Here is a 17276-nt window from a genome sequence, read left to right as displayed (position 1 = left end):
CAGCCAGCCGTAGGCTGGGGGCCATGGCAACTGCACCGTATGGGGTCCGTCTGCTGGTTGGGGCAGCGGTCACCGCCATCGAGGAAACCCGCAAGCTTCCGCAGACCATCCTGATGTATCCGATGACGGTCGCCAGCCAGGTCGCGCATCTGGTGATGAAGATGCAGCAGGACGTGGCCGACCTGGTCATCAAGGGTGACGAGACCCTCGATGCGATGTTCCCGCCCAAGGACGAGCAACCGGAGTGGGCGACGTTCGACGAGGACCTCGAGGACTCCGCAGGCTCTGCCGGGGAGCGTCGCACCGAAGGCCGCTTCGCCCTGTTCAGCCAGGGGGAGCCCGAGACGCCTGCGTCCGGGTCCGGCGTCAACAACGTCTCGGTGGCAGCGGATGAGACACCGGAGATCGTCACCGAACTGGACTACGAGTCGCTCACGCTGGCCCAGTTGCGCGCGCGGTTGGCGTCGCTGCGGGTGCCCGACCTGGAAGCCCTGCTGGCCTACGAGGAAGCCACCAAAGCGCGCGCACCGTTTCAGACCCTGCTAGCCAACAGGATCACCCGCGCGACGGCCAAGTGATCACCTCGACGGGCTGGCGACGATGACGGACGCTGAGCAGGGCCAGTCCCCGGAGAACCCCTACCCGGTTCGCTCCGTGTCGATGAAGATCAAGAACTGGATCGAGCGCCTCGGCACGGTGTGGGTCGAGGGCCAGGTCGCCCAGCTGTCGACGCGACCGAACTCCAGCACTGCCTACATCACGCTGCGAGACCCATCGGTCGACATGTCGCTGTCGATCACCTGCCCGCGCGAGCTGGTGCTCAACGCGCCCGTCAAGCTCACCGAGGGCACCCGGGTGGTGATGCTCGGACGACCGAACTTCTTCGTCGGGCGCGGATCGTTCTCGTTGCGTGTCAACCAGATTCGCGCGGTGGGTGTCGGCGAACTGTTGGCCCGCATCGAGCGCCTGCGCCAGCTGCTGCACGCGGAGGGGCTGTTCGACCCGCGGCTCAAACGGTCCATCCCGTTCCTCCCGAACACGGTCGGGCTGATCACGAGCCGCGGCAGCCACGCCGAGCGCGACGTCATCTCGGTGGCCACCAACCGCTGGCCCGCGGTGCGGTTTGCCGTTCGCAACACCGCCGTGCAGGGCCCCAACACCGTGCCCCAGGTGGTCGAGGCGCTACGCGGGTTGGACGCCGACCCCGACGTCGACGTCATCGTCATCGCCCGCGGCGGCGGCAGCGTGGAGGATCTGCTGCCGTTCTACGACGAGACGCTGTGCCGCGAGATCGCCAAGTGCACGACGCCCGTGGTGAGCGCGATCGGCCACGAACCCGACAACCCGCTGTGCGATCTGGTGGCCGATCTGCGGGCGGCCACCCCCACCGACGCGGCCAAGCGCATCGTGCCTGACGCCGCCGCCGAGGCGGCACTCATCGCCGACCTGTGCCGTCGCGGCGGTCGCGCACTGCGCAACTGGGTGCACCGCGAACAGCACACACTGGACCAGTTGCGCAGCCGGCCGGTGCTGGCGCAACCGCTGGCCGCAATCACCGCACGCGCCGACGAGGTGCACCGCGCCCTTGCCGCCGCCCGACGCGACATCACCCGGCTGGTGGCCACCGAGGGCGATCGCATCGGCCACCTGTCCGCGCGCCTTTCTACGCTGGGGCCCGCGGCGACGCTGGCGCGCGGGTACGCCGTCGTGCAGACCATGCCGGAGACGCACGTGCTGCGCACGACGGCGGACGCGCCCGCGGGCACCCGGTTGCGCATCCGCGTCACGGACGGCGCGATTTCGGCGGTGAGCGAAGGCCCAGAAGGGACAATCGAATGAAGCCCATTAGCGAACTGGGATACGAAGAAGCCCGCGACGAATTGATCGCCGTCGTGCACCAGCTCGAGCAGGGCGGGCTGGACTTAGAAGCATCGCTGAAACTGTGGGAGCGCGGCGAAGAACTCGCTAAACGTTGTGAAGAACACTTAGCTGGAGCCCGCAAGAGGGTGGCGGAGGCGCTGGCCTCGAAGGACACCGACGAAGGTTGAACTCTCAAATGTTTAATGGCCGAAGGGTCGAAACTGTAACACGTTTCAGTTACGCTTCTTCGCCATGGGCGATTCAGCGTTGACCACCGAACTGGGCCGGGTGCTGGTTACCGGGGGATCCGGGTTCGTCGGCGCCAACCTCGTGACCGAACTCCTGAACCGCGGACACCACGTGCGCTCGTTTGACCGGGTGCCGTCGCCGTTGGCCGAGCATCCACGCCTCGAGGTGCTCGACGGCGACATCTGCGACCCCGACACCGTGGCGGCGGCGGTGACAGGCATCGACACCGTCTTTCACACCGCGGCGATCATCGACTTGATGGGCGGGGCGTCGGTCACCGAGGCGTACCGGCAGCGCAGCTTCGCGGTGAACGTGCACGGTACGGAGAACCTCGTTTGCGCGGCACAGCGTGCGGGCGTGAAGCGGTTCGTCTACACCGCGTCCAACAGCGTGGTGATGGGCGGCAAGAAGCTCTCCGGCGGTGACGAAACCCTGCCCTACACCGAGCGATTCAACGACCTCTACACCGAGACCAAGGTCGTGGCCGAGAAGTTCGTGTTAGCCGCCAACGGTGGCGAAGATGGAGCGGGTCTGCTGACGTGTTCGGTTCGGCCCAGCGGGATCTGGGGCCGCGGCGATCAGACCATGTTTCGCAAGGTGTTCGAAAGTGTGCTCGCCGGTCACGTCAAAATGCTGGTCGGCAGCAAGAACGTCAAGCTGGACAACTCCTATGTGCACAACCTCGTTCACGGCTTCATCCTGGCCGCCGAGCATCTGGTGCCGGGCGGGACGGCTCCCGGTCAGGCCTACTTCATCAACGACGGCGAGCCGGTCAACATGTTCGAGTTCTCCCGCCCGGTCGTGGAAGCCTGCGGCCATCGCTATCCCAGGATCCGTGTCCCCGGCCGGCTGGCGTGGTTGGCGATGACGGCCTGGCAGTGGATGCACTTCCGCTTCGGCCTGCCCAAGCCGATGATCGAACCCCTTGGGGTGGAACGCCTCTACCTTGACAACTACTTCTCAATCGCCAAAGCCGAGCGCGATCTGGGGTACCGGCCGCTGTTCACCACAGCGCAGGCGATGGCCGAGTGCCTGCCGTACTACGTCGACCTGTTCAACCAGATGAAGAACGAAGCGCCGCAGCGCGTCTCCGCGTAGCCCGCCCTGAAGCTACCGGCCGATAAGGGACAGCGCGTGGGCCCGCCGCAGCTTGCCCGACGGCGTCTTGGGTATGGTGCCCGGGCCGAGCACCGCGACGTTGCGCGGTCGCATGTCGACCTCGGCGAACACTTCATGGGCCACCTGATGCTGGATGCGTCGAGCGTCGGCGCCGTCCTCGAACGCGTTGGACTCCACGGCGACCGCGAACCCTTCCCGCGAATGTCCGGCATCGAGTCGCACCGCGACGGCGCAACCGGGACGCACGCCCTCGACGCGGCAGGCGGCCCGCTCGACATCGGTGGGATAGATGTTGCGGCCCGCCATGATGATGACGTCTTTGACCCGGCCGCACACCACGATGCGGCCGTCCTTCGTCAAATAGCCGAGATCCCCGGTGTCATACCACCCCTGCTCGTCCTGGGCCGGGATAAAACCGCCCACGGTCAGATAGCCCGGCGTAACCGGTTCTCCGCGAACCTGGATTACTCCGACCCCGCGGGTCGGCAAGACGACGTCGAACTCGTCGACGACCCTGGCCTCCAGGCCGTCCAGCAATGTACCGAGCGTCGCCAAGCGCCGGGTGTGCCCCTTTGTCGCCGGTACCGCGCGGTGGAGCACCGCAAGCAGGTCGGCGTCGATCTCGTCGACCACCAGGCCAGCACCGCATTCGGTAAACGACACGGCCACAGTGGTTTCGGCCATCCCGTATGCGGGCAGGATCGCCTCCGGCCGTAACCCGAACGGTGCCCCGGCATCGCACAAATCCTCGACATCGGCGGGTTCGACCTGCTCGGCGCCCGAGAGCGCCCACCGCAGCGTGGACAGGTCGAATTCACCGGGCTTGGCCTGGCGACGCAGCCGCTTGGCGAACAACGCGTAGGCGAAGTTCGGCGCTGCGGTCATGGTGCCCTTGTACTTGTCGATGAGCCTGGCCCACAGCAGCGTGTCCCGCAGAAAGTCCATCGGAGTCACCTTGATCAACTCCGCACCGAAATACATCGGCACCACGAGGAAGCCGGTCATCCCCATGTCGTGGAACAACGGCAGCCAGCTGACGATGACATCGGTTTCCAGGTCGTACTCGGCGCCTTTGAACATCGCCTCGGCATTGGACACCAGGTTGCGGTGCGTGATCTGCACCGCCTTCGGCGAGCCGGTCGAACCGGAGGTCAGCTGCAGCAGCGCGAGGTCGTCCTCGCCGACGTGAAGCGGGTCGATCGGGTCGTACGCCAGCAGCTCGGCAATCGTGACGACGTGAAAGCCGCTTTCGGCCAGCACCGGGGCCGCCGCCAGAAACGGTTCGGAGACCACCACGACCTTGGCACCGATGACGCCGACCACCGCGCCCGTTTCGGCGGCCCACAGCACCAGATCGGTGCGCGGTGTCGGTTGGTGCAGCATCGTCAAATGCGCCCCGCGCATCCAGACGGCCTGAGCGGTGGGCGCAATCTCCACTGGAGCGCCGGCCAGTACCGCCACGCCATCGCCGTGTCCCACACCCACCGCTGCCAGGCCACCGGCGATACGACGTGCGCGCTGGTGCACCTGTTGCCACGTGTGCCGGACCGGCGCGACCGGTTCGCCGGTCACCAGGCCCCTGGTGCTGGCTTCGGCGTTGGCGTACATGGTGTCGCAGAATCTGCTCACCGCTGCCCCCTGACAGGTTCGACGTTCGAGATGTCGTTGACCAACCGTCTCAACATGTCCGCGCTCATCGGCGCATGCGCATCAGAAACCGTGCGAAGCAGTTGGCCGGCGATGTCTTTGCGGCTCGAGGGCGCCAGCACGTAGAGCACGGCGTCGCGGGAATGGGTGCCCATCAGGTAGATCGTGTCGGACGCGACCATGGCGTACGGGTCCACCGCGACCGCTGTATTCCCCCGAATGATCCGTGACGGAGCATTTGGCCAGACAATGGGGTCGTAGACCACGCGATGCACGGCTCCGATCAGTCGTGAAAGCACTGTGACCAGGTCGGGAAGAACTTTTCGCAGGTCGGTGCTGGCAGGCCACCAGACACCGTCCACAGCGCCCGCCGCTGTCCCGCGGTCGCACAACAGCAACCTGGCCGGGCTCGAACGGTCCGAAACGATTTGCACCATAGGCGGCGCTCCCGTCATCTCGCGATGTGATCGCAGACGGAAACCAACGAACGGAGACGCGACAAACCTACGATTCCGTAACCTTAGCAGCGTTCGCCGCACCCTCGCCGCAACCGGGCCGCTGCCACCGCCCGCTTTCAGCCATCACATAACCGTTGGTCTGTAAAGCGATTCGACAGATTTCCGCAGAAACCGGCTACACCTGCATAACGTGCAGTAACGAAGATCTTCCGAGCCAGCGAGGGGCACGATGAAGGCGTTGCGATTGACGGGCTGGAAGGCCGAGCCCGAACTCGTCGAGGTACCGAAGCCGACGCCGGGACCAGGGCAGGTTGTCGTCCGGATCGGTGGTGCCGGGGCGTGTCACTCCGATCTGCATCTCATGCACGACTTCGACGCCGACATGATGCCGTGGCAGCTGCCGTTCACCTTGGGCCACGAGAACGCCGGGTGGGTCGACTCGGTCGGCGACGGCGTCAGCACCCTCGCCGAAGGTGACGCTGTCGCGGTTTACGGCCCGTGGGGTTGCGGTAAATGCCAGCGATGCCGACACGGCATCGAGAACTATTGCGAAGCCCCCGCTGCGGCGCCGGTGGTGAGCGGCGGCGGTGGGCTCGGCCTCGACGGCGGTATGGCGGAGTACTTGCTGGTGCCTGGCGCGCGTCTGCTGGTTCGGCTGCCCGACGGCCTCGACCCCGTGACAGCCGCACCGCTGACCGACGCCGGACTGACCCCCTACCATGCGATCCGCCGGTCGTGGCCGAAGATGACGCCGACGTCGACTGTAGTCGTGATCGGCGTCGGGGGTTTGGGCCATGTGGCGCTGCAGCTCGTGAAGGCGACGACGGCGGCGAAGGTCATCGCCGTCGACAACCGTACGGAGGCTTTGGATCTCGCGGCGCAGATGGGCGCCGACCACACCGTCATGTCGGATGGCACCGCGGCGGCAGCGATCAAAGATTTCACCGCGGGCCGCGGCGCCGACGTGTTGCTGGACTTCGTCGGCGCCGACGCGACGATCGAGCTGGCGCGCGCGGCCGCCCGAACGCTCGGCGACGTCACGATCGTCGGCATCGCCGGCGGCTCCGTACCGTTATCGTTCTTCTCCCAGCCCTACGAGGTCAGCATGCAGACCACCTACTGGGGCACCCGACGCGAACTCGTCGAGCTGCTCGAACTGGCGGCCAGAGGATGTGTACACGTCGAGGCGAGCACGTACGCACTCGACGAGGCCCCGCGCGCGTACCGCGACCTGCAGGAAGGCAAGGTCCGCGGCCGCGCCGTCATCGTGCCCTGAGGCGTCAACCGCTAGGTTGAGAGCGGCCAACGTCGAAAGGGTAACTGTATGAGCAACGGGCATGTCACCAGGAAGGCGCTGATCATCGGCGCGGCATCGGGCATCGGGTGGGCCAGCGCCAAAGCTCTTGGGGCCGACGGCTGTCACGTCACGATCGCCGACCGCAACATCGATGGCGCCCGGCAGCGGGCCGCCGAACTCGGTGATCCGCACACCGCCGCCCACGTCGAGGTCACCGACGAGGCCTCGGTGCAGGCACTTTTCGACCACACCGGCCCGCTCGACATCGTCGTGAACTGCGCGGGCTTCTCCAACGTCGGCATGATCACCGACATGCCCGTCGAGGACTTCCGCGCCGTCATCGACGTCTGCCTCAACGGCGCGTTCATCGTCGCCAAACATGCCGGGCGCACGCTGGGTGAAGGCGGGGTGCTGTTGTCGATGAGTTCGCTGAATGCCCGACAGGCCGCCGCCGGGATGAGCGCCTACTGCGCGGCCAAGGCCGGGCTGTCGATGCTCACCCAGGTCGCGGCGCTCGAATTCGGTCCGCGCGGCATCCGGGTCAACGCCGTGGCACCTGGTTTCGTGCACACCCCGCTGACCGCACCCGCCGCTGCGGTGCCCGGCGTCGTCGAGGAATACGTGGAGAACACCGCGCTCGGGCGCGCAGGCACGCCCGACGACATCGCCGAAGCGGTGCGCTACCTCTGCTCACCGGCGTCGTCCTGGCTCACCGGCGAGGTACTCGACCTCAACGGTGGCGCGCACATGAAGCGGTACCCGGATGTGATGGCCCACGTGATGAAGCTTGCCGCGCAATGACATTCGACGGTAAACAGGCGATCGTCACCGGAGCGGGATCGGGTATCGGCGCGGCGCTGTGCCGGGCGTTGACCAACGCCGGCGCCGATGTGTTGTGCACCGACGTCGACGCTGACGCGGCCGAACGCACCGCCGCGGCCCTTGGGCCGCGGGCACGTGCGTCGCGTCTCGATGTCACCGACGCAGCGGCGGTGCAGGCCGCCGTCGACCACGTCGTCGACCGGGCCGGCCGGCTGGACCTGATGTTCAACAACGCCGGAATCGTCTGGGGCGGTGACACCGAACTGCTGACGCTTGCGCAGTGGAACGCCATCATCGACGTCAACATCCGCGGTGTGGTACACGGGGTCGCGGCCGCGTACCCGCTGATGGTGCGCCAAGGCCACGGCCACATCGTCAACACCGCGTCGATGGCCGGATTGACCGCGGCCGGGCAGGTCACCAGCTACGTCATGAGCAAACACGCGGTGGTGGGGTTGTCGCTGGCGCTGCGCAGCGAGGCGGCCGCGCGTGGGGTCGGCGTCCTCGCCGTCTGCCCGGCCGCCGTCGAAACCCCGATCCTCGACAAGGGCGCGATCGGCGGTTTCGTCGGTCGCGACTACTTCCTGCAGGCCCAGGGCGGCAAGCCGTATGACGCCGACCGGTTGGCCCGCGACATCCTGCGCGCCGTGCAGAAGAACAAACCGCTTCTGGTGAAACCCCGTATCGCCCATGCGCAATGGATGTTCGCGCGGTTGGCGCCGGCTCTGATGAACCGGATGTCGATGCGGTTCATCGCGTCGCAGCGCGCTCGGCAACGTGCCGAAACCTGAACTCCCGCCATTCCCGTCGACGTGCCCGTAGTCTGAGCACGCCGATGACGACCGACGAATTCAGCACCACCCAGAAACGGGCCCTAGCCGTGGTCACCGTGATCGCGTTGCTGGTCGGGGTCTATTTCCTGCGTGGCTTCTTCGTGCTGATCGTCGTGGCGGCAGTGTTCGCCTACCTGTTCACCCCGCTTTACGAGCGGCTGCAGCGACGGCTCAGCGTCGGGATGTCGGCGACGCTCACATTGATTGCGGCGCTGCTGATCGTCGCCATCCCGCTGGCCGGGATCGTGTTCCTGGCGATCGTGCAGATCTCCCACATGGTCAACGCGGTCAGCGGCTGGGTGGCGCAGACCGACATGTCCACGCTGGGTGACCGCAGCCTGCAGTTGATCAACGAATTGTTCGACAAGGTACCGTTTCTCGACGTCAACGTGACCCCCGACTCGCTGCGCCAGGCGGTTGTCACGGTCGCCCAACGGGTCGGTGAATGGCTGCTGCAGGTGCTGCAGGGCGCGGCGGGCAGCATGGTCGCCGCGATCGCGGCGGCGATCATCTTCCTGTACGTGTTCATCTCGCTGCTGGTGAACCGCGAGAAGATCCGCAGGCTGATCGCCCAACTCAACCCGCTAGGTGAGGAGATCACCGATCTGTACCTGGCCAAGACGGGCGCCATGGTGCGCGGAACGGTCAAGGGCCAGTTCGTGATCGCGTTGTGTCAGGGGGTCTCCGGGGCGGCGTCGATCTACATCGCCGGTTTTCACGACGGCTTCTTCATCTTCGCGATCCTGTTGACCGCGCTTTCGGTCATCCCGCTCGGCGGCGGCATCGTGACCATCCCGTTCGGGATCGGGATGATGTTCTTCGGCAACATCATCGGCGGGGCGTTCGTGGTGGTCTTTCACCTAGTGGTGGTCACCAACATCGACAACTTCCTGCGCCCGATCCTGGTGCCCAAAGAAGCCAGGCTCGACCCCGCGCTGATGCTGCTGGCGGTGTTCTCCGGGATCGCGCTGTGGGGGTTTTGGGGCATCGTCATCGGACCGGTGCTGATGATCATCATCGTCACCACCATCAGCGTCTACCTGTCGGTCTACAAAGGCGTGCCGATCACCCAACACGACGACGATGACGACGAGAAGTCGCGCCCGCCCAAACTGTTCAGCCGGCTCGCGGAGCGTCTCAAACGGGATCGCAAACCGGCTAAGTCAACCGCCGGGTGAGAAACTCGACGACACGCTTGCGGGCCTCGTAGGCCGGGTGCCCGTCGACCTCGCGCACCTCTTCGGTGAGCACCGAGTGCGCCATCTTCGCGAACCCGTGTTCGTTGCCCTTCTTCGAGTCGATCTCGATGACCTCGAACGCATCGCCCAGCCGGGCTTTGAGCGTCTTGAACCGCTCCGCAGGCGCCAGCGGGTCCTCGCTGAACCGCAATCCCATCGCGCACAGCCCCTCGGTCGCGGCGCGCTGTTCGACGATTCGCAGCTCGGCCTCCGACAGGCCCGGGTCGCGGCGCTGCTTCGGGGTCAGCGGCAGCGGCAGCGACGGCTGGCTCAGCACCGGGGCCAGCACGCTGTCCTCGACCGCCGCCGCCAGCGCGAAGCCACCGGTGAAGCACTGCCCGATCACGCCGACACCCTTGCCCGGCGTCTTCTCGTTGAGGTCGCGGGCCAGCGCACGAAGGTAGTGGGCCACCGGCCGGTCGGCGTTGGTGGCGAAGGCGGCGAACTCCCGCGCCACGCATCCGCGCGCCAGCACACCCACCATGCCGGGCCGCACGGCCGCCGCGCCCGGGGTACCGAATAGTGACGGCGCGGCGACGGTGAAACCGTTGTCCACCAGGTGGTTTCCCAATGCCAGCACGCCCGGGTGCAGTCCGGGCATCTCGGGGATCAGCAGCACACCGGGGCCGTCGCCCTTGCGGTAGACATCGTAGGTGGATCCCGCGGCGGAGAACGGGGCGGCGACCCAGCCCGCCAGATCGGCTTCAGGAGCGGCGTCGGCTGTCATGGCTTCCCATCCGTCACTTGCCGGGCAGTGGCGCGGCGGTCTGTGTCGCCGCAGCCAGCGTACGGAACTCGGCCTCGCTTGCGGCGCCCGTTATCGCGATCTGCGCGGGCCCGGTCGGGTCCGGTAACCGCGTCGTCCACACCGGCTCGGCGGGTTTGTCGTCGCCTTCACCGCCCTCGTACACCACCCAGCTGACGCCCGCGACGTCCTCGACGCCGATCGGGTGGGTGTCGACGTTGATCGAGGAGACCAGCTTGGCCTCGTCGGCGTTGCTCTGCGTCAGGCTGACGTACATGCCACTGGGCGTGAGGTAGCCGACGACCGAACCGACCGCGCGCACCGGTTGATCGGTCACCGGATCGGTGCGGCCTGCCTCGATGCTCTTACGGCTTCCGGAGTTGGACTGCCAACCGTCGGGCAGCTGCGGCACCCGGATGGGGATATCGAGCGCGTCAGCGTCGGCCTGCAGGGCCGCAGGCGCGTCGTACGACGGGATCGTGCCCTCGCCGGGCCCGCCCGCCTGAAACGAGCACATGCCCAGCAGCCCGGCCAGCACGATGCAGGCCAGCACCAGCGGGGCCATCGACCAGAACATGTCGCGACCGTCCTGCAGAAGCCGGGGCTTCTGCGGCTTGGGGGCCGGTGGTGGCTGCGTGCTCATAGCCGCCAGTATCCCAGCTGCCCCAGGGCGCGCCGATAATGGGACAATCTGGCCCATGACGCCCGCTCGTGGAGAAGCCCCGGACCGAAACCTTGCCCTTGAGCTCGTGCGAGTGACCGAGGCAGGCGCGATGGCGGCCGGCCGCTGGGTCGGCCGTGGTGACAAGGAGGGCGGCGACGGCGCCGCCGTCGACGCCATGCGTGAACTGGTCAACTCGGTGTCGATGCGCGGGATCGTGGTGATCGGTGAGGGTGAGAAGGACAACGCCCCGATGCTCTACAACGGCGAAGAGGTCGGCAACGGCGACGGCCCGGAATGCGACTTTGCCGTCGACCCCATCGACGGCACCACGCTGATGAGCAAGGGGCTGGCCAACGCGATCTCGGTGTTGGCGGTCTCCGAGCGGGGCACGATGTTCGACCCGTCGGCGGTGTTCTATATGGACAAGATCGCCGTCGGCCCGGAGTCGGTCGACGTCATCGACATCACCGCCCCGATCGGCGAGAACATCCGCCGGGTCGCGAAGGCCAAGAGCGTGTCGGTGTCCGACCTCACGGTGTGCATTCTGGACCGGCCGCGCCACCAGCAGCTGATCGCCGACGTGCGCGAGGCCGGCGCCAGGTGCCGGTTGATCACCGACGGCGACGTCGCCGGAGCCATCTCGGCGTGCCGGCCCAACACCCCCACCGACATGCTGGTCGGGATCGGCGGCACCCCCGAGGGCATCATCGCCGCGGCGGCGATCCGCTGCATGGGCGGTGCGATCCAGGGCCGGCTGGCGCCCCGCGACGACGAGGAACGCCAGAAGGCCCTCGACCGCGGTTACGACCTCGACCAGGTGCTGACCAGCGAGGACCTGGTGTCAGGCGACAACATCTTCTTCGCCGCAACCGGCGTGACCGACGGCGATCTGCTCAAGGGCGTGCACTTCTACAGCGGCGGCTGCACCACGCAGTCGATCGTGATGCGGTCCAAGTCCGGCACGGTCCGCATGGTGGAGGCCTACCACCGGCTCTCCAAGCTCAACGAGTACTCCGCCATCAACTTCACCGGCGATTCCAGCGCCATCCGACCGCTGCCATAACAACAACGAGCGAGGAACAACACATGAGCGTCGAGAACGACGTGAACTACCGCATTGAACACGACACCATGGGCGAGGTCCGGGTGCCCGTCGAGGCGCTGTGGCGCGCCCAGACGCAGCGCGCGGTGCAGAACTTCCCGATCTCGGGCCGCGGCCTGGAGCGCACCCAGATCCGGGCGCTCGGCCTGCTCAAGGGCGCGTGCGCGCAGGTGAACAAGGACCTGGGGCTGCTGGCGGCCGACAAGGCCGACGCGATCATCGCCGCGGCCAACGAGATCGCCGACGGCCAGCACGACGACCAATTCCCCATCGACGTGTTCCAAACCGGTTCGGGCACAAGCTCGAACATGAACACCAACGAGGTGATTGCCAGCATCGCCGGCCAAAACGGCGTGACGGTTCACCCCAACGACGACGTCAACATGTCGCAGTCGTCCAACGACACCTTCCCCACCGCGACCCACATCGCTGCGACGGAAGCCGCTGTGCGCCACCTGATCCCGGCGCTGGAAGTGCTGCACGAATCGCTGGCCGGCAAGGCGCGGCAGTGGCGCACCGTGGTGAAGTCCGGTCGCACCCACTTGATGGACGCCGTTCCGGTGACGCTGGGCCAGGAGTTCGGCGGATATGCGCGACAGATCGAGGCGGGCATCGAACGAGTCAAGGCCACCCTGCCTCGGCTGGGTGAACTGGCCATCGGCGGCACCGCGGTCGGCACCGGGCTCAACGCACCCGACGACTTCGACGAGCGCGTCGTCGCGGTGCTGACCCAGCAGACCGGGCTGGCCGAACTACGGGTGGCCGCCGACCATTTCGAGGCTCAGGCAGCACGCGACGGGCTGGTCGAGGCCTCCGGCGCGCTGCGCACCATCGCGGTCTCGCTGACCAAGATCGCCAACGACATCCGGTGGATGGGCTCGGGACCGCTGACCGGCCTCGGCGAGATCCAGCTTCCGGATCTGCAGCCGGGAAGCTCGATCATGCCGGGCAAGGTCAACCCCGTCATCCCCGAGGCCGTCACCCAGGTGGCCGCACAGGTCATCGGCAACGACGCCGCGGTCGCGTTCGGCGGCGCGTCCGGCGCGTTCGAACTCAACGTCTACATCCCGATGATGGCGCGCAACCTGCTCGAGTCGTTCAAAATCCTGACGAACTCCTCAAAGCTGTTCGCCGAGAGGTGTATCGACGGCCTGGTCGCCAACGAGGACCGGCTGCGCGAGCTCGCCGAGTCATCGCCGTCGATCGTGACACCGCTGAACTCCGCGATCGGCTACGAAGAGGCCGCCGCGGTCGCCAAGCAGGCGCTCAAGGAGAAGAAAACGATTCGGCAGACGGTCATCGACCGTGGTCTGATCGGCGACAAGCTCTCCATGGAGGAGCTCGACAAGCGCCTCGATGTGCTGGCGATGGCCAAAGTCAAGGACGGCGACCGGTAGCTGTCGGCATGGGACCAACGGCCCTGCACAATCCGCGCCCACCCGCATAGGGTTGGTGGGGATGCGAGACCGAGTCGAAAGGTAACGGCATGTCGGAGCCCACCACCAAGTACGGAATTCTGGTCGCCGTCGACGGATCACCGGAATCACAGGCTGCCATCCGGTGGGCGGCCCGCGAAGCCGCCACCCGGGGCACGCAGGTCACGTTGATGCACGTCATCGCGCCCGTCGAGGTGACGTGGCCCGTCACGTACCTGCAGTCGAGTTTCGACGAGTACCAGGAAGAAAACGGCACACAGGTCATCGAGCAAGCGCAGAAGATCTTCTCGGAATGCGTCGGCACCGCCGAAGCACCGCCGGTGCGCACCGCGATCGAGCACGGACCGATCGCGTCGACGCTGATCACGGCGAGCGGTGACGCGTGGTTGGTCGTCGCGGGCACCCGCGGCATGGGTGCGCTCGGGCGCACGCTGCTTGGCTCGGTCAGCAACGGTCTGCTCAACTACGCGCGGTGCCCGGTCGCGATCGTCCCCGACGAAGCCCAAACCCCCGACCCCGCGGCCCCTGTCCTGCTCGGTATCGACGACTCACCGGCCTCAGACGGTGCCGCTGCCCTGGCGTTCGACGAGGCGTCACGTCGCGGCGTGGAGTTGGTGGCCCTGCACGCATGGAGCGACAACCGGATCTTTCCGATCGTCGGAATGGACTGGCAGAAATACGAAGAAGAAGGCCACAAGGTGCTCGCCGAGCGTCTAGCGGGTTGGCAGGAGCAGTATCCCGATGTGCAGGTGCGCCGCCGCCTCGTTGCTGACCACCCGGCGCGGTGGTTGCTCGACGAGTCCAACCAAGCACAGCTTGTCGTGGTCGGCAGTCGCGGTCGCGGCGGCTTCAAGGGCATGCTGTTGGGTTCGGTCGCCTCAAAGGTTGCCCAAGGAGCCAAGGTTCCGGTCATCGTCGTCCGCGGTCGATAACCGATGGCCCCGAAACCCGACAGCACAGGCCCGGTCGTCGTCGGCGTCGACGGTTCGAACGAGGCGACAAAAGCCGCGGTCTGGGCGGTGGCCGTGGCCGAGAAGTTCGAAGCGCCGCTGCACATCGTGCACGCCACACCGGACACCGGGCGTCTTTTCTCCGATGCTGCTGCGGCCGTACGCGCATCGCTGATGGCCGAACAACAAAGGTCGGCCGACGCGATCCTCAAGTCAGTCGAGGAGGCGGTGCGCACACGGTTCGCCAAGCTCACCGTCACGGCCGACCGATTCGATGAATCGGCGTCGAAGGTGTTGACCGACCTGAGCAAACAGGCCCGCCTCGTCGTCCTCGGAAGCAAAGAGATCTCTCCCAGCGCTGCCCTGCTCCTCGGTTCGACAACCGTTGCGGTGACCACACATTCGTCGTGTCCCGTTGTCACCTGGCGTGGCGAGATCACCGCGCCGACGGATCAGCCCGTCGTGCTGGGCGTTGAACCCGAACGCACCGGTGCCGCCGCGTTTCGGGCCGCGTTCGAATTCGCCGACCGGTTCGGCGTACCCGTGCACGCCATCAACGCCTGGCCGGGGCGCCGCATCCTCGGCGGGATCGAGATCCCTGCGCTGATCGACTGGGGTGCCGTCGAGGCGGCGCAATGGCAGTACGTGATGGGCGCGGTGGAGCCGTGGAGCGAGAAGTACCCCTCCGTCGAGGTCAGATATTTCGTCGACGCGGCCGGGGCCGGTTCCGCGCTGCTGAACTACGCCGCCGACGCACAGTTGGTGGTCGTCGGCAGCCGGGGCCGCGGGCTCCTGGCCGGCGCGCTATTGGGCTCGACGAGCCTGAACATGCTGCACCACAGCCCGGTTCCGGTGCTGGTGTGCCACAACGCTAACCCCTGACAGTTCGCCGCGGCGTGCTGGGCATCGCGGCGATCAGCGGTGTGTCCACACCGACGGGGCCCAATGCGGCGGCCCCGCCCGGTGCCCCGAGCGGTCCGTCTCGCCCGGGCAGCGTTTCGTTGAAGAACGCGGCGTTGTCAGCCAGATGCTGGAGCTGATCCTCCGGCAGATCGGTCTCGTAGTAGATCGCGTCCGCTTCGCACGCCAGCCTGCAGGCACCGCAGTCCACACATTCGTCCGGGTTGATGTAGAGGACCCTGGCGCCCTCGTAGATGCAATCCGCCGGACACTCCTGGACGCAGGCTTTGTGCATCACGTCCACACACGCCGCACTGATCACATAGGTCATGGTGGCGACGCTACGTACGAAGACGGGTGTGGTCGCCGGCCAAAGGCCACCGAACCGAGGGACCAAGGTCCCTACCCGGTGGCCACCGCCGCGTACACGATACTGGTGGCGTCGGCGACGGACTCGGCCAGCGGGCGGCCGGTGTCGACGCGGTGCGCGTCCGGCCAGTCGTCGACCGAACTTGCCAGCTTGGCAGCGATCTCGGGGGTGGCGTCCGAGCTTGTCGCGCCACGGTTCTCGATCCTGGCCGAGGCGGTCGGCAACGGCAGGCTGCAACACAGTTCCACAAACGGCGCATGGGATTCGGCCGCCAGCGTGCGGGCGCGTTCGCGGTGGTGCGCATCGCGCCATGTCGCGTCGAGGATCATCGATCGACCGCCTTGAAGGCACTTGCGCGCGCGCTGCAGCACGGCGTCGTAGACGGCGGCGACGTTGCGCGCGCAGTACAGCCCGGCTCCGGCCTCGCCGGCCTTTCCGGTGATGACCCCGTCGGCTTGCAGTTCGCGGCGCACATCGTCGGTCGAGATCACCTGTGCGCCAATCCGTTCTGCAAGCGCACGCGACAGCGTGGTCTTCCCCGTTCCGGGACCGCCGCCGATGATGACCAGCCGCACCGTAGCGGCCCGCAGATGGTCCAGAGCGATGTCCATATGGCGCTGAGCGTCGGCCGCGGCATCGGCGTGGCCCTGTGCCACCCGTACGCAGTCGACCTTGCCGCGCACCACCGCGCGGTAGGCGACGTAGAAGTCGGCCAGCGGTCTCGGTGCGGTTTCACTGGCGGCGCGGCTGTACTGCGCCAAAAGGTACTCCGCCAAGTCCTTTCGGCCGAGGAATTCGAGGTCCATCGCCAGAAAAGTGGCGTCGTCGAGGCCGTCGACATAGCGCAACTTGTCGTCGAACTCGAGGCAGTCGAGCAGCACCGGCCCTTCGGGCATGCAGAAACAGTCATCGGCGATCAGGTCGGCATGCCCGTCGAGGATGCGGCGTTCGGCGATGCGCTGGGCGAACAACGCTGCGCGGCCCGAGATGAACTGCGCGGCAAGGCGCCACACTTCGTCGATGGTTTCGCGGTCCAGTACCGCCTGGCGGTATAGCTCGTCGATGTTGTCGCGCCAGCGCGCGGCGACGGCGTCGGCCGTCGCGCACGCGTCGATCGATTTGCCGCGGGCCGCACGGACGTGAAACGACGCCAACGTCTCGGCGATCGACGTCAGGTGCGCTTTTACCGGGCTGCCGCGTTTGACCAGGGATGTCAGTCGGTAGGCGTCCGGATAGCGGCGCATCACGATCACCGGTTCGGGCGGCTCGCCGTGGACGCCGCTGAAATGGGCCAACCCGAGGTAGCTGTCGGGTGCGAGCCGGCTGTTGAGCTCGATCTCGTGCGCGCAGGCCGCCTCGCGATGCTGTGATGTGCTGAAGTCGAGGAAATCGGTGACGACGGCCTTTTTCGCCTTGTAGGCAAACTCCCCGAGCAACATCACCAACCCGGTGTGGGTCTCATGCACCTCTGCGGACAGATTGCCGGGCGTCGTCGCAGCCATACCCCCATCTTGCCGGTCGCCCGCGCGGGCGCGCAGTGGCCGTCCGTCCCTGCGCGCCGAGGCACAAAGGCCCTATCCGCGGTG

Annotated in this window: 18 protein-coding genes; 12 read left to right on the top strand and 6 right to left on the bottom strand. The window is 66.9% G+C overall.

What is annotated here, in order from left to right; translation table 11 throughout:
• The first annotated feature begins 23 nt into the window (after positions 1–23).
• The 4 genes from ABQF13_RS13665 (at position 24) to ABQF13_RS13650 (ending at position 3207) form a co-directional block, all read left to right on the top strand.
• Entirely contained in the window at positions 24–578 is a 555-nt protein-coding gene (locus ABQF13_RS13665; protein WP_448393293.1) for a lipid droplet-associated protein, read from the top strand.
• 22 nt (positions 579–600) lie between these two features.
• Positions 601–1839, top strand: a complete 1239-nt coding sequence (xseA, locus tag ABQF13_RS13660; protein WP_448393292.1) for an exodeoxyribonuclease VII large subunit — start codon at positions 601–603, stop codon at positions 1837–1839.
• Positions 1836–2048, top strand: a complete 213-nt coding sequence (locus tag ABQF13_RS13655; RefSeq protein WP_448393291.1) for an exodeoxyribonuclease VII small subunit — start codon at positions 1836–1838, stop codon at positions 2046–2048. Before xseA ends, ABQF13_RS13655 begins: the two co-directional genes overlap by 4 nt.
• 64 nt (positions 2049–2112) lie before the next feature.
• On the top strand, positions 2113–3207 hold the full coding sequence (locus ABQF13_RS13650) for a 3-beta-hydroxysteroid dehydrogenase (RefSeq protein WP_448393290.1): 1095 nt from the start codon (positions 2113–2115) through the stop codon (positions 3205–3207).
• Positions 3208–3219: 12 nt separating this feature from the next.
• Here the strand turns inward: ABQF13_RS13650 and ABQF13_RS13645 are convergent, their stop codons facing one another.
• Together ABQF13_RS13645 and ABQF13_RS13640 are read right to left on the bottom strand one after the other, a co-directional pair.
• Positions 3220–4857, bottom strand: a complete 1638-nt coding sequence (locus ABQF13_RS13645; RefSeq protein WP_448393289.1) for a fatty acyl-AMP ligase — start codon at positions 4855–4857, stop codon at positions 3220–3222.
• Positions 4854–5330: a DUF5994 family protein gene (locus ABQF13_RS13640; RefSeq protein WP_448393288.1), complete on the bottom strand. Its 477-nt coding sequence runs from the start codon at positions 5328–5330 to the stop codon at positions 4854–4856. Before ABQF13_RS13640 ends, ABQF13_RS13645 begins: the two co-directional genes overlap by 4 nt.
• Positions 5331–5562: 232 nt before the next feature.
• On the opposite strand from ABQF13_RS13640, the gene ABQF13_RS13635 reads away from it, so the two are divergent.
• The 4 genes from ABQF13_RS13635 to ABQF13_RS13620 are packed head-to-tail and all read left to right on the top strand — an operon-like array spanning position 5563 to position 9463.
• Positions 5563–6609: an NAD(P)-dependent alcohol dehydrogenase gene (locus ABQF13_RS13635; RefSeq protein WP_448393287.1), complete on the top strand. Its 1047-nt coding sequence runs from the start codon at positions 5563–5565 to the stop codon at positions 6607–6609.
• Between the two features lie 48 nt (positions 6610–6657).
• Positions 6658–7431 (top strand): SDR family NAD(P)-dependent oxidoreductase, encoded by a 774-nt coding sequence (locus tag ABQF13_RS13630; RefSeq protein ID WP_448393286.1) that lies wholly within the window; start codon positions 6658–6660, stop codon positions 7429–7431.
• Complete coding sequence (locus ABQF13_RS13625) at positions 7428–8243, top strand: SDR family NAD(P)-dependent oxidoreductase (RefSeq protein ID WP_448393285.1); 816 nt, start codon at positions 7428–7430, stop codon at positions 8241–8243. The genes ABQF13_RS13630 and ABQF13_RS13625 overlap by 4 nt, the downstream gene beginning before the upstream one ends.
• Before the next feature lie 44 nt (positions 8244–8287).
• On the top strand, positions 8288–9463 hold the full coding sequence (locus tag ABQF13_RS13620) for an AI-2E family transporter (protein WP_448393284.1): 1176 nt from the start codon (positions 8288–8290) through the stop codon (positions 9461–9463).
• Here ABQF13_RS13620 and ABQF13_RS13615 read toward each other — a convergent pair.
• Positions 9444–10250 carry a dienelactone hydrolase family protein gene (locus tag ABQF13_RS13615; protein ID WP_448393283.1) on the bottom strand — a complete coding sequence of 269 codons (807 nt, stop codon included), beginning with the start codon at positions 10248–10250 and terminating at the stop codon, positions 9444–9446. The genes ABQF13_RS13620 and ABQF13_RS13615 overlap by 20 nt on opposite strands.
• Positions 10251–10263: 13 nt before the next feature.
• Positions 10264–10911 (bottom strand): DUF4245 domain-containing protein, encoded by a 648-nt coding sequence (locus ABQF13_RS13610; RefSeq protein WP_448393282.1) that lies wholly within the window; start codon positions 10909–10911, stop codon positions 10264–10266.
• A 55-nt stretch (positions 10912–10966) separates the two neighbouring features.
• Here ABQF13_RS13610 and glpX point away from each other — a divergent pair, with 55 nt between their 5' ends.
• The 4 genes from glpX (at position 10967) to ABQF13_RS13590 (ending at position 15302) form a co-directional block, all read left to right on the top strand.
• A complete protein-coding gene (gene glpX, locus ABQF13_RS13605) occupies positions 10967–11995 on the top strand; it encodes a class II fructose-bisphosphatase (RefSeq protein WP_448393281.1) in 1029 nt (342 codons plus the stop codon).
• Positions 11996–12018: 23 nt separating this feature from the next.
• On the top strand, positions 12019–13431 hold the full coding sequence (locus ABQF13_RS13600) for a class II fumarate hydratase (protein ID WP_448393280.1): 1413 nt from the start codon (positions 12019–12021) through the stop codon (positions 13429–13431).
• 89 nt (positions 13432–13520) lie between these two features.
• Positions 13521–14402, top strand: a complete 882-nt coding sequence (locus tag ABQF13_RS13595; RefSeq protein WP_448393279.1) for a universal stress protein — start codon at positions 13521–13523, stop codon at positions 14400–14402.
• 3 nt (positions 14403–14405) lie between these two features.
• Entirely contained in the window at positions 14406–15302 is an 897-nt protein-coding gene (locus ABQF13_RS13590) for a universal stress protein (protein WP_448393278.1), read from the top strand.
• Here the strand turns inward: ABQF13_RS13590 and fdxA are convergent.
• Together fdxA and ABQF13_RS13580 are read right to left on the bottom strand one after the other, a co-directional pair.
• Entirely contained in the window at positions 15292–15651 is a 360-nt protein-coding gene (gene fdxA, locus ABQF13_RS13585; RefSeq protein WP_448393277.1) for a ferredoxin, read from the bottom strand. The two genes, ABQF13_RS13590 and fdxA, sit on opposite strands and share 11 nt — an antisense overlap.
• 71 nt (positions 15652–15722) lie before the next feature.
• Positions 15723–17192: a bifunctional aminoglycoside phosphotransferase/ATP-binding protein gene (locus ABQF13_RS13580; protein ID WP_448393276.1), complete on the bottom strand. Its 1470-nt coding sequence runs from the start codon at positions 17190–17192 to the stop codon at positions 15723–15725.
• Between the last annotated feature and the right edge of the window lie 84 nt (positions 17193–17276).

Source organism: Mycolicibacterium sp. XJ879, assembly GCF_053483935.1.
The sequence above is the reverse complement of the archived record's forward strand: the minus strand, read 5'-3'. Positions and strand labels throughout refer to the sequence as shown.